Genomic DNA, 25,204 nt, shown 5'->3' on the forward strand with positions numbered 1-25,204 from the left:
GCCGTGCTCCCTGGTGTCGGCCCCCGTCGCGGCGGGTCGCCCAGCGGAGGGAGCCCCCCATGCGGAGATCGTCCGTCCTCCCCCGCATCCTGACCGTCGGCGTCCTCGTGCTCGCCGGCTGCGGATCCGACGACGGCGGCACGGCCGGCGCCGCGGGGTCCTCGGCCGGAGCGTCGTCCGAGGCGTCGTCCGCGGCCGCCGAGCCCGCCGCGGACGCCCTCCTCGCGACCGCGGACACCGACCTGGGCACCGTCGTCGTCGACGGCCAGGGGATGACCGTCTACGTCTTCGACAGGGACACCCCCGGCTCCGGGACCAGCAGCTGCTCCGGCCCGTGCCTGCAGGCCTGGCCCGCGGTGGTCGCCGAGTCCGACAGTCCGGCCGTGGACGGCGTCACCGGCGCGATCGGCACGATCACCCGGGACGACGGCACGCGGCAGGTGACCCTGGAGGGCTGGCCGCTCTACCACTGGCAGGGCGACGCCGCCCCCGGCGACACGACCGGCCAGGGCGTGCAGGGCGTCTGGTGGGTCGTGACCCCCGACGGCACCAAGGTCACCGAGACGGCCGCACCGGCCGCGCTGCCCGCATACTGACCGCCCGCTCCGGAAGGAGTGCGCCATGAGCCGTCCCCGCCCGGCGGTGCCGGGGCCGCTGCTCGTCGCCGGCCGGGTGGCCGGCGCCGCGTTGCTCGGTGCGACCGCCGGCATCCACCTGTACCTGTGGGACGCCGGCTACGGCTCGATCCCCTGGATCGGACCGCTGTTCCTGCTCCAGGCGATCGCCGCGACCTTCGTCGGCATCGCCGTGCTGGCCGCCCCGGCGCGCTGGCTCCCGCTCGCCGCCGGCCTGGGCGCCCTGCTCCAGCTCGGCACCCTGGGCGGGCTGGTGCTGTCGGTCCGGGTGGGCCTCCTCGGGTTCCACGAGTCGAGCGAGGCGACGCTGTTCTGGCCCAGCGTGTGGGTGGAGGCCGTGGGCGCGGCGGTGCTGGTCTGCGTCGCCGTCGTCCGGGCCCGGGAGCGGACCCTCCGGCGGACCGGCCGCGGGCCGGTCCGCACCGGCTGATGCGGGCGCGCGGGGCGGAGACGCGCGAGCGCACCCTGCGCGCGCTCTACGACGCGCACGCGCCCGCCCTGCTGGCCTACGCGCTGCGGCTGTGCGGCGGGGACCGCGCCCGGGCCGAGGACGTCGTCCAGGAGACCCTCGTGCGGGCCTGGCGGCACCTCGACGAGCTGGACCCCGAGGCCTCACCGGTCCGGCCGTGGCTGTTCACCGTGGCCCACCACGTGGCCATCGACGCCCACCGCGCCCGGCGGGCCCGCCCGGCCGAGGTCTCCGAGGCCGAGCTGGCCTCCGTCCCCGCGCTGGACGACCTGGCCGGGGCGCTGGACCGGATCGTGGTGACCGACGCGCTCGGCTCGCTGTCCCCGGAACACCGGGCGGTGATCGTGGAGACCTACTACCGCGGGCGCAGCGTGACCGAGGCAGCCGCCGTCCTCGGCATCCCGCCGGGCACGGTGAAGTCCCGCTGCTACTACGCGCTGCGGGCGCTCAAGCTGGCCCTGATCGAGCGGGGGGTGACGACGTGACGTGCCGTGCCGCCGTGCCCGACCTGGGCGCCTATCTGCTCGGCGCGCTGGAGGAGGACGAGCGACGGGCCGTCCAGGACCACCTGCGCGGGTGCGAGGACTGCCACGCCGAGCTCGCCGAGCTCGCGCAGCTGCCCGGCCTGCTCGCCCTCGTCGACCCCCGCGACCTGCAGAGCCCGCCCGTCGCGCCGTCCCCGGACCTGTTCGCCCGGGTGGCCGCCGCCGCCCGGCGACCACGTCGGGCCCGCCGGCTGCTGCTCGTCGCGGCGGCGTTCCTGCTGCTCGCCGGCGGTGTCTGGGCCGGCGTCACGCTGTGGCCGCATCCCGACGCCACCACGGTGACCGCGACCAACGGGGGTGTCGAGCTGGCCGTCACCGCCACCGCCGGAGGCGGCGGCACCGTCCTCGACATCGCGGTCACCGGGCTGGCGCCGCAGGACGAGTGCCGGCTGGTCGCCGTCGACCGGGACGGCCGCGAGCACCCGGCCGGGCAGTGGGGGGTCGACGACGCCGGCGGCGGCACCTGGCGCGGTTGGGCCGACGTGGACGCGGCGACGGTCACCGACGTGGTGCTGCTGGACGGCAGCGGAGCGGAGCTGGTGCGGGCGCCGCTCTGACCCGCTCAGCTCTCCGTGATCAGCAGCACCTTGCCGATGTGCTCGCTCGCGTCGACCACGCGGTGGGCCTCGGCCGCCCGCGACATCGGCAGCCGGCGGTCCACGATCGGCCGGACGACGCCGCGCTCGACGTCGGGCCAGACGTCGTGCCGGACGGCGGCGACGATGTCGGCCTTGCCGCCGGGGCCGGTCGCCGGGCGGGCGCGCAGCGTCGTCGCGTGCACCGAGGCCCGCTTGCGCATGAGCGCGCCCAGGTCGATCTCGGCCCTGGTGCCGCCCTGCATGCCGATGCACAGCAGCCGCCCGCCGGTGGCCAGCACGGCGAGGTTGCGGGCCAGGTACTTCGCACCCATGTTGTCGAGGACGACGTCGACCCCCTCGCCCTCGGTCTCCTCCAGCACGCACTCGACGAAGTCCTCGTCGCGGTAGTTGATGACCACCTCGGCGCCCAGCTCCCGGCAGACGTCGAGCTTGGCGGCGCTGCCGGCGGTGGTGAACACGCGCGCCCCGGCGCGGGCGGCCAGCTGGATGGCCATCGTCCCGATGCCGCTGGACCCGCCGTGCACCAGGAAGGAGTCGCCGCGCCGCAGGCCGCCCAGCATGAACACGTTCGACCAGACGGTGCAGACGACCTCCGGCAGCGCGGCGGCGGTGGCCAGCTCGACCCCGGCGGGACGCGGCAGCAGCTGCCCGGCCGGGACGGCGACCCGCTCGGCGTAGCCGCCGCCGGACAGCAGCGCACACACCTCGTCGCCGACCGACCACCCGGTGACGCCCTCGCCGACCTCGCTGACGATCCCGCTGCACTCGAGGCCGAGGACGTCGCTGGCGCCGGGCGGCGGCGGGTAGTTCCCGGCGCGCTGCAGCAGGTCGGCGCGATTCACCGCGGTGGCGACGACGTCGACGATCACCTCACCCGGCCGCAGTTCCGGGTCGGGGACCTCGCCCCAGCCCATGACCTCGGGACCGCCCACTCCGCTGAGAGTCACCGCGCGCATGGTGCGACCCTAGAAGGACCCCGTCCTCCCCACCCTTCGCGAGCTCAGGGCGGGACCCGGAACGGGGCCAAGTGCCGAGAGGTGACCCCGTCCTCCCCACCCTTCGCACGCTCAGGGCGGGACCCGGGACGGGGCCAAGTGCCGAGAGGTGACCCCGTCCTCCCCACCCTTCGCGAGCTCAGGGCGGGACCCGGAACGGGGCCTGCCGAGAGGTGACCCCGTCCTCCCCACCCCTCGCACGCTCAGGGCTCGGGCAGTCGGCTGGTCAGGTAGGCGTCGAGTGCGGCCGCGCCGGTGAGCAGGGCTCGGCTCCTGGCCGACAGGCGCGCCCGCCAGTCGCGCAGCACGGACTCGAGCGGCGCGACGCCTCCGGCGCCACGGACCTGCGCGAGGACCGGGGCGATCTGCTCCAGCAGGTAGCCGCCGCGCCGGAGCTGGGCGGCGAGGAGGACGTCGCGCACGTCGGCCGGGCGGTAGACGCGATAGCCCGTCTGCGGATCGCGGTGCGGCTGGACCAGGCCGGCGCGTTCCCACTTGCGCAGGGTGGCGGGGCGGACGCCGAGCCGCCTCGCCAGCGGACCGACGAACGTGTCGCCCCGCTCCGGCGGGAGGGGGGCGAGGTCGCCGACCGCGGCCTCGACCGCCTGGAGGGTGCGCCGGTCCGCGACGAGCTGGGCATGGCTCTCGTCGACGAGCCGGAGCGCGTCCTCGGCGGCGTCCCGGTTGACCGCCTGCATGATCGCCGCGGCCGTGCGGTGGCCGTGCCCCGGCAGGAGAGCGAGGAACGCGCGGAGGGCCTGCGCGTGCCGCGGCGTGTAGGTGCGGTAGCCGTGCGGTGTGCGCGCAGCGGGCGGGAGGATCCCGGCCGCCTCGTAGTTGCGGACAGCCTGGGTGGACAGCCCGTGCGCGCGCGCCAGGTCGACCGGCCGGAGATGACCACTACTTTGAGGGTTCCGCCGCACTGTCCTCGCCGTTGTCGACGCGAAGTCTCCACCGTCGGTTCAACGATACCGTTCAGGGAATGACTGCTGGGATCTCGGCCGCCGTCCACGACGTCGACGCGGCCACCGTCATGGGGCTGCTCCCGGCCCGGCCGCGGCTGCTCGCCCTGGGCGAGCCCACCCACGGCGAGGGCGACCTGCTCGAGCTGCGGAACGACCTCTTCCGGCAACTCGTCGAGCAGGAGGGCTACCGGACGATCGCGATGGAGAGCGACTGCCTGAGGGGCCTGGTCGTGGACGACCACGTCACCTCGGGCACCGGCACCCTCGACGACGTCGTGGAGCGCGGCCTCAGCCACGAGTGGGGCGCCTTCCCGGGCAACCGCGAGCTGGTGCGGTGGATGCGCGCGTACAACGAGGGCCGGCCCGCGTCGGAGCGGCTGCGCTTCGCCGGTGTCGACGGCCCGCTGGAGATCACCGGCGCCGAGAGCCCCCGGCAGGCCCTCACCGCGCTCCACGGCCACCTCGCCGCCCGCGTCGACGCCGACCTCCTCCCGTGCACCGCCGACACGCTCGACCGCCTGCTCGGCGCCGACGACCGGTGGACCGAACCCGCCGCGATGAGGGACCCGTCCCGGTCCGTGGGACAGACGCCCGAGGCCGACCGGCTGCGGCTGCTCGCCGACGACCTGGTCGCCCTGCTCGACGCGCAGACGCCCGCCCTGGTCGCGACGTCCGCACCGGAGGACCGGGACCGGGCACGCCTGTACGCGCGCACCGCCACCGGGCTGCTGCGCTACCACCACTGGATGGCCGACGCCTCGCCCGGGCGGCTGGCGCGGCTGGTGGGCCTGCGGGACTCGATGATGGCCGCCAACCTGCTCGCGCTCGCCGAACGGGGTCCGACGCTGGTGCACGCGCACAACGGCCACCTGCAGCGGAACCAGAGCCAGATGTGGATGGGCGGCCGGCCGCTGGAGTGGTGGAGCGCCGGCGCGATCGTCGGCACCCACCTGGGCGAGGGGTACGCCTTCCTCGCCACGGCCCTCGGCACGATCGGCCACCAGGGGGTCGACGTCCCGCCTCCCGACACCCTCGAGGGGCTGCTGTACGCGCTCCCGCAGGAGCGCTCCCTCGTCGACGTCCGCCGGCTGGCCACCGCCCTCGCCGGCGGGACGCCCCCTGCTCGGGAGTCCTCCTGGTTCGGTTACTCCCCGCTCGATCCGGCCCACGTGGCCGGCACCGACGGGATCGTGTTCGTCAAGGACGCCCGGCGGGACCCCGTCCGGGGCGGCGCCCGCTGACCGCTGTTCCCGGGCACCCGCCGGGCGCCCGGAGCGGTCAGCCCGCCGCCGCCGGGGCCCGGACCGCGCCCGACACCGCCACGCTGCGGCCCAGCCACCCGTCGGCCGCCACCGCGTCGGCGAGGACGGTGCCGACGGCCCGGCGGGAGACCCGCCAGCCCTCGATCGTGCCGTCGACCGCGGGAGCGGCGGGCTCCTCGCCGTCGGTGAGGTACACCGGCTGCAGGAGGACCCAGTCCAGGCCGCTGTCGCGGACCAGTCGCTCCTGGCGCTCGTGGTCGGCGATCTGCGGCCGCAGCAGCAGCGCGAAGACCAGGCGGCTGGACAGCGGCAGGCGCGCCCGCGTCTCCCCGACCCCGTAGGACGACTGCACGACCAGCCGCCGGACCCCACCGGCGCGCATGGCCTCGACGACCGTCCGCGTGCCGCGCGACCGCACGTCGAGCGGGGTGCTCCGGCTGCCGAGCAGCCGCACCCGCAGCGGGTGCTCCGCGATGCCGAGGGTGACGACGACGGCGTCCTGCCCGCGCACCGCCCGCTCGACGTCCGCCGGGACGGTGACGTCCCCGTCGACCGCCCGCACCCCCGGCGTGGCCCCGAGCCCGCCGCTCGCCCGCCGGGCGAACGCGGTGACCTCGTGCCCCCGGGCGGCGAGGGCCGCCACCGCGGCCCGGCCCGACCCGCCCGTTGCCCCCACGACCAGCACCCGCATCGCCTGCTCCTCTCCCTCGGACCGGCCGCTGTGACCGGCATCCCGATCCTCGGGACGGACGGGGGCGCGGAGAACGGCCGGCCGTCCGGAGTGCATGACCGGGCGTCCAGGACAGCTGGACCGGCGGTCGGGGTGCGGTCAGGGTGGAGCCGTGACCGCCGACCCTGCTGCACCGTGGACCCCGGTCGACCCGCTGGGCGGGGTGCTGTTCGACCTGCGCGTCCGGGGCACCTTCTACTGCCGGGCGGAGGGCACCGCGCCGTGGGGCGTGGAGATGCCCGCGCTCGACGGCTGCGTGAGCTTCCACGTGGTCACCGAGGGGGAGTGCCTGCTCGAGGTCGACGGTGCGGGGCAGGTCCTCCGCGCCGGTGACCTGGCCCTGGTGGCACACGGCCGCGGGCACGTCCTGCGCAGCGGCCCCGGCGCCCGCGTCGCCGGCCGCGCCGACCGGCTCCCGCAGGAGTACCTGGGCGAGCACTACTCGGTGCTGCGGCTCGACGGCGGAGGAGCCCGTGCGGCGCTGGTCTGCGGAGTGCTCGAGGTCGACCGGCCCGGCGCCGCCCACCTGCTCGACCTGCTGCCCCCGGTGCTGCACGTCGAGGGGCGGGAGGCGGCCCGCAACGGCTGGCTGCCGGTCCTGCTCGGGCTGCTCGGGGAGGAGGTCCGCCACGACCGGCCGGGCGCCGAGGCGGTCGTGACCCGGCTCGCCGACGTCGTCGTCATCCAGGCCGTCCGGGGGTGGCTGGAGGACGGCAGCACCCGGCCCGGCTGGCTGCGGGCGCTGCGGGACCCCCAGGTCGGCCGGGTGGTGGCGCTCGTGCACCGGGACCCGGGCGCGGACTGGACGCTGGACCGGCTGGCGAGGGAGGCCCGGATGTCGCGGTCGGCCTTCGCCGCCCGCTTCACCGAGCTGGCCGGGGAGCCACCGCTGCACTACGTGACCCGCTGGCGCATGCACCTGGCCACGGTCGCCCTGGGCCGCGGCGCGCGCGTCGTCGAGCTGGCCCGGCGCCTCGGCTACGGCTCGGAGGCCGCGTTCTCGCGGGCGTTCCGGCGGGTCGTCGGCGTTCCGCCCGCGGCCGCGCGGAGCGCCGCCGTCCGGCCACCGGCACGTGAGCGGCACGTGGCGGGCCCCACCCTGCCGGCATGACGACGCACACCCTGCGGCTGCCCTTCCCGGTCACCCCCCGCCGCCCTGGCCGGCCGGAGGCCGACCTCACCGCCTCCGGGCTGATCCACCGCGACGGGGTCCTCGCTCAGCCGGCGGCCCGGAGGTCCTTGCGGAGGATCTTGCCGGCGGCGGACTTCGGCACCTGCTCGATGAACTCGACCACGCGGATCTTCTTGTGCGGGGCCACCTTGCCGGCCATGTACTCCATGACCGCGTCCGCCGTGAGGCCGGAGCCGGGCGCGCGGACGACGAACGCCTTGGGCAGCTCCTCGCCGCTGTCCCGGTCGAGGACGCCGATGACCGCGGCGTCGGCGATCTCCGGGTGGCCGATCAGCACGGCCTCGAGCTCGGCCGGGGCGACCTGGTAGCCCTTGTACTTGATCAGCTCCTTGACCCGGTCGACGACGGTGTAGCGGCCCTCGTCGTCGACCACGGCCACGTCCCCGGTGTGCAGCCAGCCCTCGGTGTCCAGGGTGTCCGCGGTGGCCTGCGGGTTGTTGAGGTAGCCGGTCATCACCTGCGGGCCGCGCACCCACAGCTCGCCCCGCTGGCCCGCGCCGACGTCCTCACCGGTGGCGGGGTCGACCAGCCGGCACTCGGTGTTGGGCAGCGCGAAGCCCACCGAGCCCTTGGGCACCGCCGCGCCGCTGCCCGGCGGCTCGGCGCCGAGGTCGGGCGTCGTGTGGGACACCGGGGACAGCTCGGTCATGCCGTAGCCCTGGGCCACCGTGACGCCGCTGTCGGCGCCCTTGCGCAGCCGCCGCTCGGCGGCCAGCGCGAGCTGTTCGTCGAGGGGGGCGGCGCCGGAGGTGATCGAGGTGAGCGACGACAGGTCGTACTGGTCGACGATCGGGTGCTTGGCCAGGGCCAGCACGATCGGCGGCGCGACGAACGCCCGGGTGATCTGGTGGTCCTGGATGGTGCGGAGGAAGTCCTCGAGGTCGAAGCGCGGCAGCGTGACCACCGCGCCGCCCCAGGCCAGGCCCTGGTTCATCAGCACGGTCAGGCCGTAGATGTGGAAGAACGGCAGGACGGCGATGATCCGCTCCTCTTGCCCCAGCTGGATGAGCGGTTTGCACTGCGCCACGTTGGCCACCAGGTTGCGGTGGGTCAGCATGACGCCCTTCGGCAGCCCGGTGGTGCCGCTGGAGTAGGGCAGGGTGACCAGGTCGGTGGCCGGGTCGATGTCGACCTGTGGCGACGGGGCGTCGGTGCTGAGCAGGTCCAGCAGCGAGGCGTGCCCCTCCGCGCCGTCCATGACGACGACCTCGTCGACCGGCGCCTGCTCGACCGCGGCCCGCGCCCGGTCGAGGAACGGCGAGACGGTGACCAGCACCTTCGTGCCGGAGTCGCGCAGCTGGAAGGCGATCTCGTCGGGCGTGTAGAGGGAGTTGATCGGCGACATCACGCACCCGGCGGCGGCGATGCCGTGGAAGACGACGGGGAACCACGGGGTGTTGGGGCAGAAGACGGCGACGACGTCGCCCTTGCGCAGGCCGCGGGCGTGCAGCGCCGCCGCGACCCGGTCCACGTAGGCGGCCAGCGTGCCGTGCGTGATCGTGTCTCCGGTCAGCCCGTCGACGAGCGCCGGGGCCTCCGGCCGCTCCCGGCCGGCCGCCAGGACGAACGCGGGGACGGAGACGTCGGGGATCTCGACGTCGGGGTAGAGGCTGGCCAGCGCCACGGAGGAGCTCCTCTTCTCGGTTCCGGTGTGGCGCCAGTCTCACATCCGGAGTGGCGTGCGCCACAAGGGGGACACCCGCCGGACCGCCGTCCGCAGGTCAGCGCGGCCAGAGCACCGACTGCGTGCAGCGGAACAGCGCGATCGTCTTGCCGCTGCCCTCGGCCGTCACGACGGCGTCCCACACCTGCGTCGTCCGGCCGGCGTGGGCGTTGGTCGCCACCGCGCTGACCCGGCCCTCGCGCACGGTGCCCAGGAAGTTGCTCTTCAGCTCGATCGTGGTGAAGCCGCTCGCGCCCTCGGGCAGCAGGGCCCGGGTGGCCAGCCCGCACGAGGTGTCGGCCAGCCCGACGACCGTGGCCGCGTGCAGGTACCCGTTGGGCGCCAGCAGGTCCGGGCGGACGTCGAGCGCCGCCGCCAGCCGGCCCGGCTCGTGCGCGGTGATGGTCAGCCCCAGCAGGCCCGGCAGCGTGCCCGGCAGCAGCGCGTTGAGCTCGTCGGCGGTGTGGAACCCGGTGGCGGCCATGCCCGGCAACCTAGCGAGGGCCGGGTCGAGGTGTTGGAGGCTCTACCTGCGTCGCGGGCGCCGACACGTGGGTAGAGCCTCCCATGCCTGCCTCGTGGGGGCGATGATCAGCCGGCGGTCTCCCACAGGCCGACGACGTTGCCCTCGGAGTCCCGCACGTACGCGGCGAAGCCCATGTCGCCCACGGGCACCTTCGGCGCCACCGTGCTCCCGCCCAGCTCCCCGATCCGCTCCAGGGCGACGTCGATGCTCTCCACGTCGACGACGATCACCGGCGCGGTCGCGGGGCCGCTCTCGCGGGCCATCATCCCGCCGTTGACGAAGCCGGGTTCGGTCGGTCCCTGCTCACCGCTGGGGCCGGTCATCACCAGCGTGTAGCCCATGTCCGGCATCTCCTGGACCTGCCAGCCGAAGGCCTCCTTGTAGAAGCTGCGCGCCCGGTCCCCGTCCTCGAACGGGATCTCGAAGTGCACGACCCTGCCGCTCATCCCGCCACCTCCTGGCCACTGGGTGCGGCGCAGGCTAGACCCTCGGCCCCCTCCCCACCAGGGCCCTCAGGCCAGGCCGCGGGTGGTGCGCAGCGGGGCCCGGTCGCCCCGGACCGCGGCCACCATGTCCAGCGTCTGCCGGGTCGCGGCGACGTCGTGCGCCCGGAACACCGTCGCGCCCAGCCACGCGCTCACCGCGGTGGCCGCGAGGGTGCCGGTGAGCCGCCCCTCCAGCGGGACGTCGAGCGTCTCACCGACGAAGTCCTTGTTGGACAGCGCGACGAGCACCGGCCAGCCGGTCGCGACCAGCTCGTCCAGCCGCCGGGTCACCTCCAGCGAGTGGCGGGTGTTCTTGCCGAAGTCGTGCCCGGGGTCGACCAGCACCCGGTCGCGGTCCACGCCGGCGGCGACGGCGGCCTCGGCCAGCGCCGTGGTGCGCGCCACGACGTCGGCGACCACGTCGTCGTAGGCGACCCGGTGCGGCCGGGTGCGCGGCGGCAGGCCACCGGCGTGGGTGCACACCAGACCCGCACCGGCCTCGGCCGCGACGCCGGCGAGCTCCGGGTCGACCCCGCCCCACGCGTCGTTGACGACGTCGGCACCGGCGGCCAGCGCCTCCCGCGCCACCTCCGCCCGCCAGGTGTCGATCGAGATGGGCAGCGCGGGGTGGGCCGCGCGGATCGCCGCGACCAGGTCGACGGTGCGCCGGATCTCCTCGGCGGCGTCGACCTCCGCGCCGGGCGCCGCCTTGACCCCGCCGACGTCGACCATGTCCGCCCCGTCGGCGACCACGCGGCTCACCCGGTCGACGGCCGCGGCCAGCTCGTAGGTGGCGCCGCGGTCGTAGAAGGAGTCGGGGGTGCGGTTGACGATCGCCATGACCACCAGCCGCCCGGGTGGCACGTCCAGGGCTCCCAGGCGCAGCACGTCGCCACCCAACCAGACGGCCGGCCGGTCCTCACTCCACGAGGGCCTGGTTGACCAGCGCGCGCAGGTGGCTCCGGATGGGCAGCGTGCTCGAGGGCAGCAGCTGGGCGTAGAAGCCGACGGTGAGGTCCTCCACCGGGTCCACGTAGAAGGCGGTGGACGCCGCGCCGCCCCAGCCGTAGTCCCCGGCGCTGGCCACCACGCCGTAGCGCACCGGGTCGAGGACCATCGAGAAGCCCAGCCCGAAGCCCACCCCCCGCAGCGGGGTCTCGGCGAACAGCGGCCGGCCGAAGGTCTCCAGGTCCACGTTCCCGGGCAGGTGGTTGCGGGTCATGTGCCGGATGGTCCGCGAGCCCAGCAGCCGGCCGCCGTCGTAGGCGCCGCCGCGGCGGAGCAGCTCGGTGAAGCGCAGGTAGTCGGCCGCGGTGGAGATCAGCCCGCCGCCCCCGGAGCAGAAGGCCGGCCGGCTCAGCGCCAGCGCGCCCATCGAGTCGAGCGGGGCGTAGGTCGTGGCCGGCCCGCCGGACGGCCCCGGGACGGCGGAGTACAGCCGGGCCAGGGACTCCGGGTCCTCGCCCTCGCGCAGCCAGAAGGCGGTGTCGCGCATGCCCATCGGGGCGAAGACGCGCTGCTCGAAGAACTCGTCCAGCGGCTGGCCGGAGAGCACCTCCACCAGCCGGCCCAGGACGTCGGTCGAGACGCCGTAGTTCCACTCCGACCCCGGCTGGAAGACCAGCGGGGCCGCGGCCCACTGCCGGCACACCTCGGCGGAGTCGGCGCCGGCGGGGGTGGTCCACTCGTGCCCGGCGGCCCGGTACACCGAGTCGACCGGATGGGCGTGGTGGAAGCCGTAGGTCAGCCCGGAGGTGTGGGTGAGCAGGTGCCACACGCGGATGGGCTCCATCTGCGGGGCGGTCACCGGTTTGGTGGCGGAGCCCGCGACGTAGACGCGGGTCTCGGCGAACTCGGGCAGCCACCTCGCGATGGGGTCGGTGAGCTCGAAGGCCCCCTCCTCGTACAGCATCATCGCCGCGACCGAGGTGACCGGTTTGGTCATCGAGTAGATGCGCCAGCGGGTGCCGGTCTCGACCGGCAGGCCCTCCTCGACGTTGCGCGCGCCGTACCGGCCGACGTGGACCAGCCGGCCGTGCCGGGCCACGGTGACGAGGAAGCCGGGCAGCCGGCCCTCGTCCACCCAGCGGGCCAGCCGCCGGTCGATGCGGGCCAGCCGGGCGGCGTCGAAGCCCACCTCGGCCGGGTCGGTGTCCACCTGCAGCGCCGTCGTCACGAGTCCTCCGTTCCGCGGCGCCGTCCCCCGTCGGGCGGCGCCTGCCCCGCATCCTGACCCACGGCGTTGTGGACCAGGTCACACGGGGGGGCCGCCCGACGAGCCGGGGAGCGGCTCAGACGGGCACGTTGCTGGCGGCCTTCTTCAGGTTGGAGCCGGCCGTGACCTTCACGGTGTTGGCCGCGGGGATGTCGATCGACTCGCCGGTCTGCGGGTTGCGGCCGGTGCGGGCTGACCGCTGGGTGCGCTCGACGGTCAGCAGGCCCGAGACGGCGACCTTCTCCCCGCGGGTGATGGCGTCGACGAGCTCCTCCTGGAGCCCGGCGAGCACCGAGTCGACGGTGGTGGTGGGCACGTCGGCCCGCTTCGCGATGGCGGAGACCAGTTCTGCCTTGTTCACGGAGGTCCTCTCTTCGGATGACGGTCGGGTGCCCGACCTCGGCGGATGCGCCGGAGTCGAGCCGGTGGGCACGGTGCCATGCCGGTCTGACACCGCGCCACCGAGGGGGGCGAACTGGTCCCCCACGTCCCAGCGGCCCCAGCGGCCGGACGGCGGGCCCGCGGGGCCGGCCATAGCGTGGGGACGTGCCGCAGATCCCCGGGACCGACCTGACCGTGAGCGACCTGTGCCTGGGCGGCAACGTCTTCGGGTGGACGGCGGACGAGCCGACGTCCTCCGCCCTGCTGGACCGCTTCGTGGACGCCACGCCCGGCCCCCAGGCGCCGTTCGTGGACACCGCCGAGTCCTACGGGAAGGGCCGGTCGGAGGAGATCCTGGGCGGCTGGATGGCGGCGCGCGGCATCCGCGACCGGGTGGTCGTGGCGACCAAGGCCTCGCCGCTGGACAAGGAGCACCCGCTGTCGGCGGCGGAGATCCGGACGGCCGCGGAGGGCTCTCTGCGCCGGCTGCGGACCGACCGCATCGACCTCTACTACGCGCACTACGACGACGAGTCGACGCCGCTGGAGGAGACGCTGCAGGCGTTCGACGAGCTGGTGCAGGCGGGCAAGGTCCGGTACGCCGCGGCGTCCAACTACTCGGCGGCGCGGCTGACCGAGGCGCTGGACACCGCGGAACGGCTCGGGGTGACCCGCTACGCGGCCCTGCAGCCGCACTACAACCTCATGGAGCGGCCGGCCTACGAGGCGGAGCTGCGCGACGTCGTCGCCGCGCGGGACCTGGGCGTGCTGCCCTACTTCGCCCTGGCCAGGGGCTTCCTGACCGGCAAGTACCGGGCCGGCGAGCAGGTCGACTCGCCGCGGGCCAAGGGCGCGGCGGCCTACGTGGGGGAGCGCGGCGACCGCGTGCTCGCCGCGCTGCAGGAGGTGGCGCAGGCCCACGGCGTGACCGGGGCGGCCGTCGCGCTGCGCTGGCTGGCCGACCAGCCGACCGTGGTCGCGCCGATCGCCAGCGGCCGCTCGGTGGACCAGCTGGCCGACCTGCTGCCGATGCAGGACCTCGTGCTGTCCGACGAGCAGCGCCGGCTGCTGGACGAGGCGTCGTCCTGAGCGGCGGCGCCCGGGGGCCGGAGCTCCCGGGCGCCCCCGGCTCAGACGGCGTGGATGTGCTGGCGGACGGCCGCGACCAGCTCGGGCGGGACGTCGGGGACGCCGTGGTCGGCGGCCGCGTGGCCGGCGACCAGGGCGAGGATGCCGCCCTCGTCGGCGGCCGAGAAGTGCGCGCTGCACCCGGGGATGACGTCGCCGCAGGCGAAGGTCTTCATGGGGGACTCCTGTCGTCGCAGTGGGGGTGGTGCGGGCCGCGCCGTCCGGCGGACGGTCCGGCGGTCAGGGGGCCGGGCGTGCCGCGGCGAGGTCCTCGACGCGGAGCAGGCCGAGCACCGCGCCGGCGGGGTCGGTGCAGACGACGGGGTCGAAGCGGTGCGCGGCCGGCCGGGTCAGCGCCCGCTGCAGCGCGTCGCCGACCCCGGTGGTCGGGTGCACCCGGAGCGAGACGGGGGCGGTGAAGTGCTCCCCGGTTCGCGGGTCGGCCAGCAGCAGCCCGACCGGCTCGCTCCGCGGCCCGACGAGGACGGCGGGCGGGACGCCGGGGAGCGACTGACCGACCGCGCACTGCCGCACCGGGCGCAGCAGGCTGGCCACGCTGTCGGTCAGCCGGGTGCGGGCCACCTGGGTGCGGAGCAGGTCGACGACGTCCGGCGCCAGCGGAGCGAAGGACGGCGCCGGGCGGCCGAGCACCCAGCCCTGGCCGAGCGGGATGCCGAGCCGGAGGAAGGCGGCCAGCTCGCCGGGGGTCTCGATGCCCTCGGCCAGCAGCCAGGCGTCGATGCGGCCGGCGAACTCCCCGACCATCTCGGCCAGCGCCAGGCGCACGGGGTCGGTGTCCACGCCGGTGACCAGAGCGCGGTCGAGCTTGACCAGCTGCGGGCGCAGCGCGGCCATCTGGTGCAGCCCCGAGTACCCCGCGCCGGCGTCGTCCAGGGCGATGACGGCTCCGCGGGCGCGCAGCGCGTCGGCCTGCCGGCGCAGCGTGGCGAGGTCGTCCACGGGGGCGTGCTCGGTCAGCTCGACGACCACCCGGTGCAGGTCCGGCCGCCCGGCCAGCGCGTCCTGCACCGGGGCGCTGCCGAGCAGGTGCGGGCTGACGTTGACCGTCAGGAAGGTGTTCTCCGGCAGCGCGGGCACGGCGTCGAGGGCCTTGGTGACCGCCAGCGCCTCCAACTCGGCGGCGACCCCGCACTCCGCCGCCGCGGCGAACCACACGTCGGGCCCGGCCGTGCCCGGGAACCGCGACAGGGCCTCGTACCCCGCGATGCGGGCAGCGGCGAGGTCGACGATCGGCTGGAAGACGAGGGTGAGGTCGTCGGGGTGGCCGAGCAGCGGCCGGCAGTCCGGCAGGCTGCGCAGCGGGGTCCGCGACATGCGACCCCATCGGCACCCGCCGTCCCGGTCTTGACCGGGGTCCGGCGGGGCTCACCCGTGCGGGGGAGCGACGCGGGTCCCGGCCCGGAGGACGATGCGCAGGCGCCGGGACGCGGCGTGTCAGCATGGTGTCCTCGTGGCGAACGCAGGGTCCGCTGCGGCGGCGGAAGAGGGTGCGGCCACGGTGCTGTCTGCGTCCCCGCCGCCGCCGTCGGACGTCCTGCGCGACCCGCACCGCATCGCCGCGGCCCGCCGGCTGCTCGTCGAGGTCCCCGGCCCGGCCGCCTTCGACCGGCTCTCCGGCCTGGCCGCCCGGCTGCTGGGCACCGGCCACGCCAAGGTCACCCTGTTCACCGACCAGGACACCGTCGTCGGCGGCTCCGGCCTGCCGCCGGGGGTCGTCGGCGGGCCGGCGCTGCTGACCGGTGCCATCTCCGCGATCACCGTCCGCCGGGGCGCCTCGGTGGTCCTGCCCGACGCCGCCGCGGAACCGGACGTGGCCGACCTGCCGGCGGTCACCTCGGGGCAGGTCGGGTCCTACCTCGGCTCGCCGCTCGTGGCCGACTCCGGGCACGTCGTCGGGGTGCTCGCGGTCTACGACCCGGTGCCGCGGGCCTGGTCGGACGACGACGCGGCGCTGCTCGAGCAGCTGGCCGACTCGGTGATCGCGGAGCTGGAGCTGGCGGCCGCGCGGTCGGCGATCGGCGCCTCGCTGGCCCGCCTGGACGTCGCCCTGGAGGCCAGCTCCATCGGCATCTGGGAGCGGGACCTGCGCACCGGCGCCGTGTACTGGGACGAGCGCTGCGCGGCGATCTTCGGCCTCGAGGGGGCCGTGGAGATCACCTCGGTCGAGCAGATGCTCACCGAGCGCATCCACCCGGACGACCGGGCCGCCGTCGCCGAGGCGATGCGCGAGGCGCTGGCCACCACCGGGGAGTACCTCGTGGAGTCCCGCGTGGTCCGGGTCGACGGCACGGTGCGCTGGACGGTCTTCCGCGGGCGGGTGATCACCGACTCCGCGGGCCGGCCGGTGCGGGTGCTGGGCACCGCGGTCGACGTCACCGCGGCCCGCGAGCAGGCGGAGCGGCGGATCTCCGCGGTGCAGCGGGCCGCCGCCATCGCCGAGGTGGCCGCGCAGCTGGCCAACGCCACCCGCATCTCCCAGCTGGCCGAGATCGCGCTGCGCGGCGCCGGCGTGCTCGGGGCGGAGTCCATCGGGCTGGCCGTCTTCGACCCGCAGGACCACAAGCTCTACCTGCACCTGACCCGGCGGATCGTCGACGCGGTCGCCTCCGAGGTCGACGTCGAACTGCCGACCGGGGGTGTGGAGACCCCGCTCGACGACGAGCTGCCCACCCAGTACGTCGCCCGGCGCGGGGAGCGGCTGCTCTTCGCCGACGCCGCCGAGGCCGAGGAGCGCTTCCCGCGGATGGCCGCGATCAACGCCGTCCTCGGCACCCGGGCGCTGGCCGCCCTGCCGCTCCGGGTGGAGGGGCGGCTGCTGGGCAGCTTCATCGTGGTCTGGACGACGGAGCACGCCTTCACCGAGAGCGACGTCGAGCTGCTGGAGGCGCTGACCGCGCAGATCGCGCTGACCGCCTCGCGGCTGCAGGCCGACGCGGTGCGCCACGCGGCGGTCACCGCGATGACCGAGGCCAACGAGCGGCTGCAGCTGCTCGCCGACACCGGCCGGGTGCTCTCGGGCAGCCTGGACATCACCCAGCAGATCGGGCAGCTCGCCGACCTCGTCGTCCCCACCCTGGGCGACTGGTGCTGGCTGGTGGTCACCGACGAGCAGGGCCGGCTGCACGAGCTGGCCTCCGCCCACCGGGACCCGGCGCTGCGGGCCCAGCTGGAGCTGTACGTGCACTCGATGGTGGCGGTGATGACCGACCACGCCGCCGCGACGGTGGTCACCCGCACCGGCCGCCCGCTCGTGCTGCCCGCGATCGACGCCGACCGCGTGCAGCGGGCCATCCCGGAGGCCGCCACCCGCGAGCTGCTCGGGAAGATGGGCCTGCAGGCCGGCGTGATCGTGCCGCTGGTCGCCCGCGGCCAGACGCTCGGCGCCCTCGGCCTGTTCAACGACGCCGCCCGGGGCGCGCACACCCCGGCCGAGATCGAGACGGCGGTGGAGGTCGGCCGCCGGGCGGGGCTCGCCCTGCACCACGCCCGCCTGTACGGCCAGCAGCGGGTGCTCGCCGACGCGCTGCAGCACAGCATGCTCACGGCGCCGCCGGAGCCCGACCACTGCCAGATCGTCGTCCGGTACGTGCCGGCGGCGGCGGGCGCGGAGATCGGCGGCGACTGGTACGACGCGTTCCTGGAGGCCGGCGGGGCCACCGTGCTGGCCATCGGCGACGTCGTCGGTCACGACAGCCGGGCGGCCGCCGCGATGGGCCAGCTGCGCGGGCTGCTCCGGGGCATCAGCTACTCCAGCGGAGCCACGCCCGCCCAGGTGCTCACCGAGCTCGACCGCGCCATCCGGGGGCTGGCCCTCGACACGATGGCGACGGCGCTGGTGGCCCGCCTGGAGCAGGACGTGGCCGACGTGCGGCGCGAGCGCACGCACCTGCGTTGGTCGAGCGCCGGCCACCCGCCGCCGGTGGTGGTGACCCCGGACGGCGAGGCGCGGGTCCTCGCCGGACGGCCGGCCGACCTCCTGCTCGGCGTGGCGCCGGAGACCTCCCGCAGCGACCGGGTCGAGGTGCTGCCCTCCGGGAGCACGGTCTTCCTCTACACCGACGGCCTGGTGGAGCGCCGTGACCGGGACCTCGACCACGGCACCGCGCAGCTGGTCGAGGTGCTGCGCCGGTCGGCCGGGCTGACCCTCCACGCGCTGTGCGACGAGGTCCTGGAGCGGCTGTTCCTGCCCGATGCGGAGGACGACGTCGCGCTGCTCGCCGTCCGGCTGCACCCGCAGTCCGAGCCGCGCCCGGCCGAGGCCGGCCCCCAGCAGCTGCCGCCGGACATCGAGCCGGCTCCCGACGTCCACCCGCAGGCCGGCGCCGACCTCTGAGTCACTGCCGGTCGCGGCGCCGCCAGCGGGTGCCCCGGGGCGCGCGCACGCGGCGCAGCCGGCTGCGGGCCCGCTGCGGCAGGTCCACGGCGACCGGCGCCTCCCAGCCGCGCCACACCGACAGCACCCGCAGGGCCGCGACCAGGGTGATGACCAGGGCCGCGACCGGGAGCGGGTCCAGGCCGGCCGGGCCCGCGAGCAGGGTCAGCGCGGCGGCGCCGAGCAGCGCCGCGACGGCGTTGTAGGGCCCCGGCTGCACGATGTCGGCGCGCTGGGCGAGCAGCACGTCGCGGATGAGCGCGCCGCCGACCGCCGTCAGGGTGCCGATGAACACGACCGAGGCGCTCGGCAGGCCGGCCAGCTGGGCCTTCTGCGCGCCGATGACGGTGAAGAACCCCAGCGTGACGGCGTCCAGCACCACCAGCAGGCCGGTCAGCCGGGACAGCCAGCCGGAGAAGAAGAAGGTGACCGCGGCGGCTCCTGCCACCGTCGGCAGGTAGGCCGGGTTGGTGAGCGCCACCGGCGGCCCCTCGGCCAGCAGCACGTCGCGGATCAACCCGCCCCCGAGCCCGCCGCTCACCGCCAGCAGCAGCACCCCGGAGACGGCGAACCCCTCCCGCGCCGCGAGCAGGCCGCCGGTGAGGGCACCGATGACGATCGCGGCGAGGTCCACCGCGGCCGGGACGCGCAGGGTCTCGGCCGCCGCCGCGAGGATCTCCACGGGTGGCGATTCTCCCCGGCCCCGCCGCTGTTGATCATCGGCGGGTGGCACCCCGACACGCCGCCGGGGGCCACCGCCCGACGATGACCAACGTGGCCGCCGGATGGGTCCCGCGACTACTGCCCGGGCGGGATCTCCAGCGACGTCGCCGTCCCCCGGCGCACCTGCGCGTCGGCGGCGGCCATCTCCTCCTGCCGGCCGGGCTCCTCGCGCAGGATGGCGGCGCCCTTCCAGTCCTCGGGGATGGCGAAGGCGTCGACGAGGGTGACCAGGTGCGGGCGCAGCTCCCCGAGCAGCGCGTTCACCGTCGCGGTGAGCGCCTTCGACCGGGTCGGGGTGAGCCACCCGTGCTCGAGGAACCAGGCGCGGTCGGCCTCGATGGTCGCCAGCGCGTGCAGGTCGCAGACCCGCTCCAGCAGCGCCCGCGCGGCGCCGTCCGCCGTCCGCTCGATGCCGGCGACGAAGGCCTCCAGCACGATGCGGTCGATGTGCGCCCGCGCCGCCTGCAGCGCGTGGTCCTGGACCTGGTTGAACACGTCGAACGGATCGGCGTCCGGGCTGGCCGCGCCCCGGCGGAGCCGGCGGATGGCGCTCCCGAGCAGGTGCTTCTCGCGGTCCTCCAGCAGGGACAGCTGCCAGCCGCGGTCGAGGACCGGCACGTCGTCGTCCCGGCCGGGGACGGCGTCCACCAGGCGGGCGATCAGCCCGCGGGCCGCCGTCCGCTCCAGCACCGTCTCCCGGACCTGGTCGGCGATGAACCCCACCCGACCCCAGCTGTCGAGCGAGCCGAAGGTCTCGCGGTAGCCGGTGAGCAGCCCCTTGGCGACCAGCTGCAGGAGGACGGTGTTGTCGCCCTCGAAGGTGGTGAAGACGTCGGTGTCGGCCTTGAGGTGCGGCAGGCGGTTCTCCTGCAGGTAGCCGGCGCCGCCGCAGGCCTCCCGGCAGGCCTGGATGGTGCGGGTGGCGTGCCAGGTCTGGACGGCCTTGAGCCCCGCGGCGCGTGACTCGAGCTCGCGCTGCGCCCGCTCGTCGGGCTCCGCCGCCGCCTGGACGTCGTGCATCGTGGCCACCAGCTCCTCCTGCGCGAAGTGCAGCGCGTAGGTGGCGGCCAGGGCCGGCAGCAGGGTGCGCTGGTGCACGAGGTAGTCGTTGACCACCGTCTCCCGGTCGGCACCCGGCGCGGAGAACTGGCGGCGGGCCTCGCCGTAGCGGACGGCGATGTCGAGGGCGAGCTCGGTGGCCGACGACGCCGAGCCCCCGACGCTCACCCGCCCCCGCACCAGGGTGCCGAGCATGGTGAAGAAGCGACGGGTCGGGTTCTCGATGGGGCTGCGGTAGGTGCCGTCGGCCGCGACCGACCCGTAGCGGTCCAGCAACATCTCCCGCGGCACGCGCACGTGGTCGAAGGACAGCCGGCCGTTGTCCACGCCGAGCAGGCCCGCCTTGGGCCCGTCGTCCCCGATGGTGACGCCGGGCAGCGGGGTGCCCGCGGCGTCGCGGATCGGCACCAGCCACGCGTGCACCCCGTGCTGCTCCCCGCGGGTGACCAGCTGCGCGAACACCACGGCCATGCGGCCGTCCCGCGCGGCGTTGCCGATGTAGTCCTTGCGGGCGGCCTCGTGCGGCGTGTGCAGGTCGAAGGTCTGCGTCGCCGGGTCGTAGGTGCACGTGGTGCGCAGCTGCTGGACGTCGGAGCCGTGCCCGGTCTCGGTCATCGCGAAGCAGCCGGGCAGCGCGAAGGACATCACGTCGCGCAGGTACGCGTCGTGGTGCCGCCGGGTGCCCAGCGCCTGGACGGCGCCGCCGAACAGCCCCCACTGGACGCCGGCCTTCACCATGACCGACAGGTCGAGGAAGGCCAGCATCTCCACCGAGACGACCGAGCCGCCGGCGTCGCCCTCCCCGCCGTACTCCGCCGGGAAGCCGCGCACCACCGAGCCCGTCCCCGCCAGCTGCCGCGCCGCGCGGGTCACCCGCTCCCGGGCGGCGTCCACCGACTCCCCGGGGACGGGCAGCAGGTCGGGGTGGTGCAGGCGCTCGCGGGCGTCGCGCCGGACGTGCGCCCACCGCCCGTCGAGCACCTCGGTCAGCGCGGCCGGGTCGACGGACAGCCCCTCGACGGAGCGGGGCAGGGTGGCGGTCACGGGATCTCCTTGCTGCTGCTGTTGCTGCTGTCGCTGGTGCCGAGGACGCCGGCGAGGCCGGCCCAGGCGAGGTCGGTGAGGTGGGCGGCGAGGTCGGCACGGGGCAGGGGGCGCCCGGCCCGCAGCCACCAGTCGGCGGCCGAGCGGACCAGCCCGACCAGACCGTGCCCCCAGGGCTGCGCGGCCACCGGGTCGCGGCCGGCGTCCGACAGCGCGACGGCGGCCAGCGCCGCGGCCTGCTCGCCGACCAGCTCGGCGAGGCTGCCGATGGGGTCGCCGGCGGAGGGGCGGTCCGGCTGCGGGTGCCGGACGACGAAGCGGTAGAGCTCCGGATCGGCCTCGAGGAAGGCCAGGTAGGTGTCGACGGCCGCGGCCAGCATCGGCCGGGGGCCGGGAGCGCCGGCCATCGCCTCGCGCAGCCGGGCGGTGAGCTGCCCGGCCACGCGGGCGCAGACGGCGACGTGCAGCTCGGTGCGGTCGGCGAAGTGCCGGTAGACGACGGTCTTGCTGGTCCCCGCGGTGGCGGCGATCTCGTCCATGCCGACGCCCGCGCCGTGCCGGCCGACCGCGGCGACGGCGGCGTCCACCAGCTGCTCCCGGCGCGCGCGGCGGTGCTCGTCCCACCGCGAGTCCCGCCGGTCGCGGGGTGCCTCCGTCCGGCTCACGGTACGGACGGTACGCGGTACTCGCGGTACCACGACGCGCGCTCCCCCGTCCGGGTGCGTCGCTCCCCGCGGGGCCGCCGGAGCCCTCGCACCGGTTGTCGCGCCAACTGACGGCCGTCGCGGGGACGGCGGCGGGGCTCAGGCGCCGCGGTTGCTGCGGACCACCGTGCGGACCCCCTTGTCGGTGATCTTGGGGGTGGCGGTGAGCCCGGTGAGGTCGTTGCCCTCGATGACCACGCCGCTGCACGCCGCCGACACGCGGACCGCGCGCGCGGTCGTGGCCCCGGCCGCCTGCGTGAAGGTCGACGTCACGACCCGCGCCCCCGGTGCGGCCAGCAGGTCGACGCCCCACCGGTCGTTGCCGATGTCGGTGAACCGGCACTCCTCCACCGAGAGGCTGCTCACCGGCGCGGTGGGCCCGGCCACGAGCACCCGCTTCCCCCGGGTGCCGGCGAGCGAGGACCGCCGCATCCGCACGGTCGCGCCCCCGTCGACCACCGCGACGACGTCCGTGGCACCCGACGGCGCCGCGAAGGTGCACTGGTCGAAGGTGACCCCCTTGGTGCCGGGGCCGCTGGTCCGCAGCACGCTGTTCACCGGGTTGGTGATGCTGGTCCGGGTGAACGTGAGGTCGGTGATCGCGCCGCGGCCCGGCTCGGTCTGGACGCGGATCTCCTGCGCCTGCGCGTCGGCGGCGCCGGCCATGTCGACCGTGCAGTCGGTGAAGGACAGCCGGGCGATGGCCTTGGTGCCGTGCGAGTTCTTCACCACGATGCCGCGGTTGGCCCCCTTGCCGCGGCAGTCGCGGAAGGAGCAGTCGGTGATCGCGGCGTTCCTCATGGCCGTGTCCCCGCCGGTCCACTCCAGCAGGGCGACCATGAACCGGCAGGTGGTGCTGGCTCCGGTGCACCCGACGAAGCTGCCCCCGCTGATCGGCAGGTCGTAGAGCAGCGCCCCCGGGTCGCCGATCGGCACGAACTGCAGGGCGTCGTCGCCGGACTCCACGTGGCACGCGGTCGCCAGGAAGCCGGTGCCACCGATCACCCGGATGCCGCCGGTCCCGGTGGTCCGGGCGCTGTTGAGGATGCGCACCCGTTCCATGCGGCCACGGTCGCCGGCGAACATGACCGCCTGCCCACCCGCGTAGGTGTCGATGGTGAGGTCGCGCAGGAGGACGTCGTTGCCGTAGACGGCCAGGATCACGCCGGTCCGGCTGTGGTCCCGGGCGCCGATCGTGCCCGGCCCGGTGATCCGGACCCCGTTGGCCCGCGCCGCGAAGTCGGCGTTCCGGAGGAACGCGCCGGCCAGGCCGGGGGCCACGGCCCAGTCCTTGAGCAGCTTCGAACCGGCGTCCAGCTGCAGCTGGACGCCGGTGCGCAGGTTCAGGCTGCCGGTGCAGCGGTAGGTGCCGGCCGGGACGACGCCGATCGCCCCCTGGGTCGCCGTCGCGTCCATGAGCCTCTGCACGGCGGCGGTGTCGTCGGCGACGCCGTCGCCCACGGCGCCGAAGTCCCGGAGGTCGAGCGTCACCGCCCCCGACGCCCGGGGCTGCCCCCACGGCGCGAGCAGGGGCAGCGCGGCCAGACCCCCGACGACCAGGACGTCGCGCCGGCTGAGCCGCACGTCCCAGGCCCGGGACGGGGCCGGCGACGGGATGGAGGAGGGGCGGGGAGTGCCGGCTGCGGCGGCAACGTCCATGGGTCAGGCCCGTCGTTCGAGGAGCGCCTCGGGGCGTCCCGGGGCATGGTGCGGACGAGGATGCAGCGGAACCCGCCCGTCGGCCAGTTGACGGGCGTGCTGGGTACGCCGCTGCGTGATCCGTGTCGGGTCCCGCCCACCGCGCTACGCAGCGTGAAGGAGGGTGGGTTCGACGGTCACTCTCCGCGGTTGCCTCGGATCTCCGTTCCGGTGCCCCGGTCGGTGATCGGCGTCGGGTTGCCCACCCCGGTGACGTCGTTCTGCTCGATCACGACGCCGGCCGACGCCGGCGACACCCGGATCGCCCGGGCGTCCGTCGCCCCGGCGGCGGCCGTGAAGGTCGAGCCGGTGACGTGGGCGCCGGGGGCGCCGAGCAGGTCGACGGCCCAGACGCCGTCGGGGACGTCGGTGAACCGGCTGTCCTCCACCGCCAGGGCGGTCACCGCCTCCACCGGACCGACCACGAGCTGGCGCTTGCCGGGTGCGCCGGTGAAGGTGCAGCCCCGCACGACGAGCCCGTCGACCTGGTCGGCGACGAGGGTGAGGGGGGACGCGCCCGACGGCGCGGCGAAGGTGCAGCCGTCGAAGGTGACGGCGCTGATGTTCGGCCCGCCGATGCGCACCGTGCTGTTGACCGGGCGGACGACGTCGGTGCGGGTGAAGGTGATCCCGGAGATCGACCCGCGCGAGGCCGGGTCGGTCTGGATGCGGATCTCCTGCGTCTCGGCGTCGGCGGCGCCGGACATGTCCACCGAGCAGTCGGTGAAGGAGACGCCCTCGATGCGCCCCTGGCTGTGCGTGTTCTTGACGACGATCCCGCGGTTGGTGCCCGCGCCGCGGCAGTCGCGGAAGGAGCAGTCGACCACCGAGGCGGACATGTCGGTCGTGCCGGGCTCCCCGCCGGTGAACTCGAGCAGCGCGACCATGAAGCGGCTGGTCGTGCTGGTGCCGGTGCAGCCGACGAAGCTGCCGCCGGTGATGTCCAGGTCGTAGAGCACCGCGTCGGGGTTGCCGATCGGCACGAACTGCAGGCAGTCGTCGCCGGACTCCACGGAGCAGCCGGTCGCCAGGAAGTCCGCACCGCCGATCACCCGGATGCCGCCGGTGCCGGTGTCCACCTCGCTGTTGCGGATGGTGACGCCGTCCATGCGACCCCGGTCGCCGGCGAACATGACCGCCTGCCCGCCGGAGTAGGTGTCGATGGTGAACTCGCGCAGTTGCACGTCGTCGCCGTAGAGCGCGAGGACCACCCCGGTGCGGCTGTGGTCCCGGGCGCCGATGGTGCCCGGCCCGGTGATCTGGACGCCGTCCGCCTTGACCGCGAAGTCGCGGTTGCGGAGGAACGCGTTGACCAGCCCGGTCTCCGCGGCGAAGTCCTTGAGCAGGTGCGCGCCGCCGTCCAGTTGCAGCCGCGCGCCGGTGGTGAGGAGCAGGCCGGCGGTGCAGCGGTAGGTGCCGGCCGGGACGACCGCGACCGCCCCCTGCGCGGCGGAGGCGTCCAGCAGCTCCTGCAGGGCCCGGGTGTCGTCGGCGCTGCCGTCGCCCACGGCGCCGAAGTCCCGGGGGTCGAGCGCCCTCCCCGGAGCGGACGCCGTGGGTGGGGGAGCCGGCGGGGACGGCGCCGCGGGCGCGCCCGACGGGGACGGCGCCGAGGCGGGCAGCGCGGCCACCACGGGCACCGCGGCCACCCCGGCCAGGCCGAGCGCGCCGAGGAGCAGCGCGTTCCGGCGGGTCACCACCCGCGCGCCCGCAGGGGGCGGCTCGGGGGTGCCCGCCGGGCGCGGCCGGTCCGGGACGCGGTCGTCCATGAGGCCGGCAGACTACGGCGGATC

24 protein-coding genes are annotated in these 25,204 nt (G+C 75.7%); 8 read left to right on the forward strand and 16 right to left on the reverse strand.

The genetic code is table 11. The features are described 5' to 3' along the window. The first annotated feature begins 59 nt into the window (after positions 1–59). From PGN05_RS07315 to PGN05_RS07330, 4 genes are read left to right on the forward strand one after another with little or no spacing between them, the layout of a single operon-like run. Complete coding sequence (locus tag PGN05_RS07315; protein ID WP_419751877.1) at positions 60–596, forward strand: hypothetical protein; 537 nt, start codon at positions 60–62, stop codon at positions 594–596. Positions 597–621: 25 nt separating this feature from the next. Then, a complete protein-coding gene (locus tag PGN05_RS07320) occupies positions 622–1,065 on the forward strand; it encodes a hypothetical protein (protein WP_419751878.1) in 444 nt (147 codons plus the stop codon). Next, a complete protein-coding gene (locus PGN05_RS07325) occupies positions 1,065–1,589 on the forward strand; it encodes a sigma-70 family RNA polymerase sigma factor (protein ID WP_419751879.1) in 525 nt (174 codons plus the stop codon). The genes PGN05_RS07320 and PGN05_RS07325 overlap by 1 nt, the downstream gene beginning before the upstream one ends. Further along, entirely contained in the window at positions 1,586–2,206 is a 621-nt protein-coding gene (locus PGN05_RS07330; RefSeq protein WP_419751880.1) for an anti-sigma factor family protein, read from the forward strand. The genes PGN05_RS07325 and PGN05_RS07330 overlap by 4 nt, the downstream gene beginning before the upstream one ends. A gap of 5 nt (positions 2,207–2,211) precedes the next feature. On the opposite strand, the gene PGN05_RS07335 is transcribed toward PGN05_RS07330, so the two are convergent. After that, positions 2,212–3,204 carry an NAD(P)H-quinone oxidoreductase gene (locus PGN05_RS07335; RefSeq protein WP_419751881.1) on the reverse strand — a complete coding sequence of 331 codons (993 nt, stop codon included), beginning with the start codon at positions 3,202–3,204 and terminating at the stop codon, positions 2,212–2,214. Between the two features lie 242 nt (positions 3,205–3,446). Next, the gene (locus tag PGN05_RS07340) at positions 3,447–4,166 is read right to left on the reverse strand and encodes a TioE family transcriptional regulator (protein WP_419751882.1); all 720 of its coding nucleotides are present in this window, start codon (positions 4,164–4,166) and stop codon (positions 3,447–3,449) included. Between the two features lie 59 nt (positions 4,167–4,225). Here PGN05_RS07340 and PGN05_RS07345 point away from each other — a divergent pair, with 59 nt between their 5' ends. Continuing rightward, positions 4,226–5,449 (forward strand): erythromycin esterase family protein, encoded by a 1,224-nt coding sequence (locus PGN05_RS07345; RefSeq protein ID WP_419751883.1) that lies wholly within the window; start codon positions 4,226–4,228, stop codon positions 5,447–5,449. Positions 5,450–5,486: 37 nt separating this feature from the next. On the opposite strand, the gene PGN05_RS07350 is transcribed toward PGN05_RS07345, so the two are convergent. Beyond that, positions 5,487–6,161, reverse strand: a complete 675-nt coding sequence (locus tag PGN05_RS07350; RefSeq protein WP_419751884.1) for an NAD(P)-dependent oxidoreductase — start codon at positions 6,159–6,161, stop codon at positions 5,487–5,489. Positions 6,162–6,312: 151 nt separating this feature from the next. Here PGN05_RS07350 and PGN05_RS07355 point away from each other — a divergent pair, with 151 nt between their 5' ends. After that, positions 6,313–7,311: an AraC family transcriptional regulator gene (locus PGN05_RS07355; RefSeq protein ID WP_419751885.1), complete on the forward strand. Its 999-nt coding sequence runs from the start codon at positions 6,313–6,315 to the stop codon at positions 7,309–7,311. 106 nt (positions 7,312–7,417) lie between these two features. On the opposite strand, the gene PGN05_RS07360 is transcribed toward PGN05_RS07355, so the two are convergent. The 6 genes from PGN05_RS07360 to PGN05_RS07385 all read right to left on the reverse strand — a co-directional run bounded on the left by PGN05_RS07360 (position 7,418) and on the right by PGN05_RS07385 (position 12,642). Next, on the reverse strand, positions 7,418–9,016 hold the full coding sequence (locus PGN05_RS07360; RefSeq protein ID WP_419751886.1) for a 4-coumarate--CoA ligase family protein: 1,599 nt from the start codon (positions 9,014–9,016) through the stop codon (positions 7,418–7,420). Between the two features lie 97 nt (positions 9,017–9,113). After that, positions 9,114–9,539 (reverse strand): PaaI family thioesterase, encoded by a 426-nt coding sequence (locus tag PGN05_RS07365; protein WP_419751887.1) that lies wholly within the window; start codon positions 9,537–9,539, stop codon positions 9,114–9,116. A gap of 107 nt (positions 9,540–9,646) precedes the next feature. Beyond that, positions 9,647–10,027, reverse strand: coding sequence for a VOC family protein (locus tag PGN05_RS07370; protein ID WP_419751888.1), 381 nt, complete (start codon positions 10,025–10,027; stop codon positions 9,647–9,649). Positions 10,028–10,093: 66 nt separating this feature from the next. Further along, the gene (gene folP / locus PGN05_RS07375) at positions 10,094–10,954 is read right to left on the reverse strand and encodes a dihydropteroate synthase (protein WP_419751889.1); all 861 of its coding nucleotides are present in this window, start codon (positions 10,952–10,954) and stop codon (positions 10,094–10,096) included. 31 nt (positions 10,955–10,985) lie between these two features. Continuing rightward, positions 10,986–12,242 (reverse strand): serine hydrolase domain-containing protein, encoded by a 1,257-nt coding sequence (locus PGN05_RS07380; protein WP_419751890.1) that lies wholly within the window; start codon positions 12,240–12,242, stop codon positions 10,986–10,988. Between the two features lie 115 nt (positions 12,243–12,357). Next, positions 12,358–12,642, reverse strand: coding sequence for an HU family DNA-binding protein (locus PGN05_RS07385; RefSeq protein ID WP_419751891.1), 285 nt, complete (start codon positions 12,640–12,642; stop codon positions 12,358–12,360). Between the two features lie 185 nt (positions 12,643–12,827). Here PGN05_RS07385 and PGN05_RS07390 point away from each other — a divergent pair, with 185 nt between their 5' ends. Further along, on the forward strand, positions 12,828–13,751 hold the full coding sequence (locus PGN05_RS07390; protein WP_419751892.1) for an aldo/keto reductase: 924 nt from the start codon (positions 12,828–12,830) through the stop codon (positions 13,749–13,751). 41 nt (positions 13,752–13,792) lie between these two features. On the opposite strand, the gene PGN05_RS07395 is transcribed toward PGN05_RS07390, so the two are convergent. Together PGN05_RS07395 and PGN05_RS07400 are read right to left on the reverse strand one after the other, a co-directional pair. Further along, positions 13,793–13,966 (reverse strand): DUF1059 domain-containing protein, encoded by a 174-nt coding sequence (locus PGN05_RS07395; RefSeq protein ID WP_419751893.1) that lies wholly within the window; start codon positions 13,964–13,966, stop codon positions 13,793–13,795. 64 nt (positions 13,967–14,030) lie between these two features. Then, entirely contained in the window at positions 14,031–15,125 is a 1,095-nt protein-coding gene (locus tag PGN05_RS07400) for an EAL domain-containing protein (RefSeq protein ID WP_419751894.1), read from the reverse strand. 184 nt (positions 15,126–15,309) lie between these two features. Here PGN05_RS07400 and PGN05_RS07405 point away from each other — a divergent pair, with 184 nt between their 5' ends. Beyond that, a complete protein-coding gene (locus PGN05_RS07405; protein ID WP_419751895.1) occupies positions 15,310–18,144 on the forward strand; it encodes a SpoIIE family protein phosphatase in 2,835 nt (944 codons plus the stop codon). Position 18,145: 1 nt separating this feature from the next. Here the strand turns inward: PGN05_RS07405 and PGN05_RS07410 are convergent, their stop codons facing one another. The 5 genes from PGN05_RS07410 to PGN05_RS07430 all read right to left on the reverse strand — a co-directional run bounded on the left by PGN05_RS07410 (position 18,146) and on the right by PGN05_RS07430 (position 25,180). After that, the gene (locus tag PGN05_RS07410; protein WP_419751896.1) at positions 18,146–18,865 is read right to left on the reverse strand and encodes a trimeric intracellular cation channel family protein; all 720 of its coding nucleotides are present in this window, start codon (positions 18,863–18,865) and stop codon (positions 18,146–18,148) included. Positions 18,866–18,981: 116 nt separating this feature from the next. Further along, a complete protein-coding gene (locus PGN05_RS07415; protein WP_419751897.1) occupies positions 18,982–21,009 on the reverse strand; it encodes an acyl-CoA dehydrogenase in 2,028 nt (675 codons plus the stop codon). Then, positions 21,006–21,674 carry a TetR family transcriptional regulator gene (locus tag PGN05_RS07420; protein WP_419751898.1) on the reverse strand — a complete coding sequence of 223 codons (669 nt, stop codon included), beginning with the start codon at positions 21,672–21,674 and terminating at the stop codon, positions 21,006–21,008. Before PGN05_RS07420 ends, PGN05_RS07415 begins: the two co-directional genes overlap by 4 nt. 138 nt (positions 21,675–21,812) lie before the next feature. After that, the gene (locus PGN05_RS07425; RefSeq protein ID WP_419751899.1) at positions 21,813–23,372 is read right to left on the reverse strand and encodes a glycosyl hydrolase family 28-related protein; all 1,560 of its coding nucleotides are present in this window, start codon (positions 23,370–23,372) and stop codon (positions 21,813–21,815) included. Positions 23,373–23,548: 176 nt separating this feature from the next. Beyond that, complete coding sequence (locus PGN05_RS07430) at positions 23,549–25,180, reverse strand: glycosyl hydrolase family 28-related protein (protein ID WP_419751900.1); 1,632 nt, start codon at positions 25,178–25,180, stop codon at positions 23,549–23,551. Between the last annotated feature and the right edge of the window lie 24 nt (positions 25,181–25,204).

The organism is Geodermatophilus sp. CPCC 206100, assembly GCF_048569675.1.
Taxonomy (GTDB): Bacteria; Actinomycetota; Actinomycetes; order Mycobacteriales; family Geodermatophilaceae; genus Geodermatophilus.

Bases quoted from the DNA above. Each gene is read 5' to 3' on its own strand.
- PGN05_RS07315 (WP_419751877.1), top strand. From the start codon at position 60: ATGCGGAGATCGTCCGTCCTCCCCCGCATCCTGACCGTCGGCGTCCTC.
- PGN05_RS07320 (WP_419751878.1), top strand. From the start codon at position 622: ATGAGCCGTCCCCGCCCGGCGGTGCCGGGGCCGCTGCTCGTCGCCGGC.
- PGN05_RS07325 (WP_419751879.1), top strand. From the start codon at position 1,065: ATGCGGGCGCGCGGGGCGGAGACGCGCGAGCGCACCCTGCGCGCGCTC.
- PGN05_RS07335 (WP_419751881.1), bottom strand. From the start codon at position 3,204: ATGCGCGCGGTGACTCTCAGCGGAGTGGGCGGTCCCGAGGTCATGGGC.
- PGN05_RS07345 (WP_419751883.1), top strand. From the start codon at position 4,226: ATGACTGCTGGGATCTCGGCCGCCGTCCACGACGTCGACGCGGCCACC.
- PGN05_RS07350 (WP_419751884.1), bottom strand. From the start codon at position 6,161: ATGCGGGTGCTGGTCGTGGGGGCAACGGGCGGGTCGGGCCGGGCCGCG.
- PGN05_RS07365 (WP_419751887.1), bottom strand. From the start codon at position 9,539: ATGGCCGCCACCGGGTTCCACACCGCCGACGAGCTCAACGCGCTGCTG.
- PGN05_RS07370 (WP_419751888.1), bottom strand. From the start codon at position 10,027: ATGAGCGGCAGGGTCGTGCACTTCGAGATCCCGTTCGAGGACGGGGAC.
- PGN05_RS07395 (WP_419751893.1), bottom strand. From the start codon at position 13,966: ATGAAGACCTTCGCCTGCGGCGACGTCATCCCCGGGTGCAGCGCGCAC.
- PGN05_RS07400 (WP_419751894.1), bottom strand. From the start codon at position 15,125: ATGTCGCGGACCCCGCTGCGCAGCCTGCCGGACTGCCGGCCGCTGCTC.
- PGN05_RS07425 (WP_419751899.1), bottom strand. From the start codon at position 23,372: ATGGACGTTGCCGCCGCAGCCGGCACTCCCCGCCCCTCCTCCATCCCG.
- PGN05_RS07430 (WP_419751900.1), bottom strand. From the start codon at position 25,180: ATGGACGACCGCGTCCCGGACCGGCCGCGCCCGGCGGGCACCCCCGAG.